The sequence below is a fragment of the Paraclostridium sp. genome (assembly GCF_051657365.1).
Classification (GTDB): Bacteria; Bacillota; Clostridia; order Peptostreptococcales; family Peptostreptococcaceae; genus Paraclostridium.
Genome location: NZ_JBOFKN010000083.1, coordinates 1 through 2,624 on the forward strand (window position 1 = coordinate 1; position 2,624 = coordinate 2,624).

Here is a 2,624-nt window from a genome sequence, read left to right on the forward strand (position 1 = left end):
ATAAAGTATATCCTGTAATATGTATATTAAAAAAAACTTTTGACTCTAAAGAGTATGAATATAGTTATCTGCATAAAGATTATGAAAAGGTATTTATAGAATGTAAATTAAAAGAGTTAGAAATGGACTTAATTGTAAAGTAAAAAGAAAAAGTCAAGTTTTTAACGTTAAAAACTTGACTTTAAATCAATAACATATAATTAATTCAACATTATCTTAATATATCTAGTAAATCATAAACCTTATTTACTTTTAAAAACTGTTTTTCCATTTTTTATAGTTTCTAAAACTTTCAAATTGAGTATATTCTCTTTAGGAGTAGCCAATGGATTGTTATTAAGAATGACTAAGTCTGCATTTTTACCAGGCTCTAAAGTTCCTTTTAAGTTTTCTTCTCCAAGCTGCCAAGCTGCATTTGCTGTAATAGCTTTTAAAGCTTCTAAATTTGATACTTGTTCATGCTCTCCTAAGATTTTTCCATTTTTAGTGATTCTATTTGTTGCAGTCCACATAGTCATAAATGGATTTAAAGGTGTTATTGAAAAATCAGTATGATTTGTAGTTGTAAGTCCCTTTTTATTAGCTGAATTCATAGGACTTATACCTGATGCTAGCTCTTCTCCTAGATTTTCAGTATGAACATCTCCCCAGAAATAAACATGATTTGTAAAAAATGACGGAGAAAGACCAAGAGCTACATATTCATCTAATTGATAAGGTCTCATAATTTGTGAATGTATAACAATATCTCTTCTATTATCTCCTTTTTTACCGCCAGCGAATTTAACAGCTTCAATAATCATATCAATAGCATTATCACCATTTGCATGAGTCCAAACTTTAATATTATTGTCGACTAATTTTTTATAAACTTTATTTAGAGATTCTTGCCCTAAAAGTGATTCACCTTTCCAGTGTTTTTCACCATTTGGTCCAGAAGTTTTTATTTCCTCTTTAAAAGAAGCTGTTTTTCCTTGCGGAGAACCATCAACTGCAAGTTTTATACCACCAATTTTTAAATTATTATTGTAATTACCAAATTTTTCAGTTATCTCTTCTATATTTACCTTTTGGTCATCTGGATTTCTTAAATACTCGCTTACTAAGAGAGGGACCTCTGTTATCATAGGTAGAGAAACAACATCAAGATAAAGCTTATTATTAGAAGCACCCTCTTTTAAAAGTTTTAATTCATGAACATGAGTGGCTCCTTCTTGAATTGTTGTATACCCCTCTTTTGCATAGATTTGTTGAGCAGAATCTAATTTTTCTAAAAGTTCTTTTTCTGATGGTTGAGGTAATTTAGCAAAAACTTCAAGAAAAGCTGTTTCCATTAAAAGACCTTCAGGTTCAGTACTTCCAGGAACTCGAGAGATAACTCCACCTTTAGGAGTAGCAGTGTCTTTGGTTATATTAAAATGATTTAATGCTGAGCTATTTAAAACACCACCATGATTGGAAACATGAAGAATTAAAATTGGATTATTAGGAAACTCTTTATCTAAATCAAACTTAGTTAAAGATCTGTCCAAGTAGTTGTCATCGTAACCATATCCAATAATCCATTCTCCATTTTTTAGATTTTGTTTTGATTTATGTTCTTTTAGAATTTCTAAAACTTCAGTTATTGTTTCTGCTTTACCTACTGGGGGAGCTGAAACGTTTGCCCAATCGGATATTCTGAGAGCATTCATAAAATGACTATGGATATCGATAAAACCGGGAGAGATAGTTTTTCCATTTAAATCGATTTTTTCAACTGAATTACCATCGAACTTTTTTAAAAGTTCACTTGTTTTTCCTACTTCTACAACTTTTCCATTCTCAATATAGATAGATTCTCCAATAGTTCCATTGCTATCTAGAGTTAAAATGGTCCCATTATAATATAATTTTCCAGGTATATCTGAGCTTGCAAATGAATTAACAGCACTAAAAAATAGTAAAGATAAAATAAATTTGTTCATGAAAACCTCCTTCATAAAAAATGAATTTATAATAAATTTATTATAAGTCTATTTACTTTTTTAACTTATTATTCCTTTTTGACTTTTTCATTAAAAAAATTACAAAATAGGATATAAATACGAAAAAAAAAGGTTATGATGTCCACACTAGGATTTAGAAGGTTACTAAAGATTTAGGTTATCTTTTTGCAGTTGAAATGACTAAAGATGTAACTGATTCTTTTGAAGCGGGTGTTGAATATGAAAACTTCTTTCCAGATATTATTTAAATTTTTATAAATTTTTGAAAGAAAGATTTTATGATATAATGTGAAATAAAAGAAAAAAATTGGAGGGTACAATTGGATTTTTTGAAAAGACTAGAAAATGAAGTTGGATATACAATTTATAGTCGTGGGAAAGACTATTACAATAGAGGCAAAGCTGGGAACTTCAAACTTTATGGTGTAGAAGAGGAGTATTACGGAGAGGGTATTCGTAATCTTGAAGGAACGGTTAAGGGAAGTAACTACCTAAGTTATAAAACTGAAGTTATTTTTAGCAGTGATGAAGTTTTAGATTTTAATTGTAGTTGTATGTATTTTAGAGAGAATGCAAAACCTTGTAAACATATAGTAGCTGTTGCTATGGCAGCATATAATTTAGTGCTAAAAAAAG

At 29.2% G+C, this 2,624-nt stretch carries 2 protein-coding genes; one reads left to right on the plus strand and one right to left on the minus strand.

Going from position 1 to position 2,624, the window contains the following annotated elements; genetic code table 11:
- Window positions 1–242 precede the first annotated feature (242 nt).
- Complete coding sequence (locus tag ACRCYC_RS05790) at window positions 243–1,967, minus strand: amidohydrolase (RefSeq protein WP_438532595.1); 1,725 nt, start codon at window positions 1,965–1,967, stop codon at window positions 243–245.
- Window positions 1,968–2,308: 341 nt separating this feature from the next.
- On the opposite strand from ACRCYC_RS05790, the gene ACRCYC_RS05795 reads away from it, so the two are divergent.
- A partial coding sequence (locus ACRCYC_RS05795; protein WP_438532596.1) for an SWIM zinc finger family protein occupies window positions 2,309–2,624 on the plus strand: 316 nt, incomplete at its 3' end.

Excerpts from the sequence above, each read along its gene's own strand:
- ACRCYC_RS05790 (WP_438532595.1), bottom strand. The coding sequence starts at position 1,967 with ATGAACAAATTTATTTTATCTTTACTATTTTTTAGTGCTGTTAATTCA.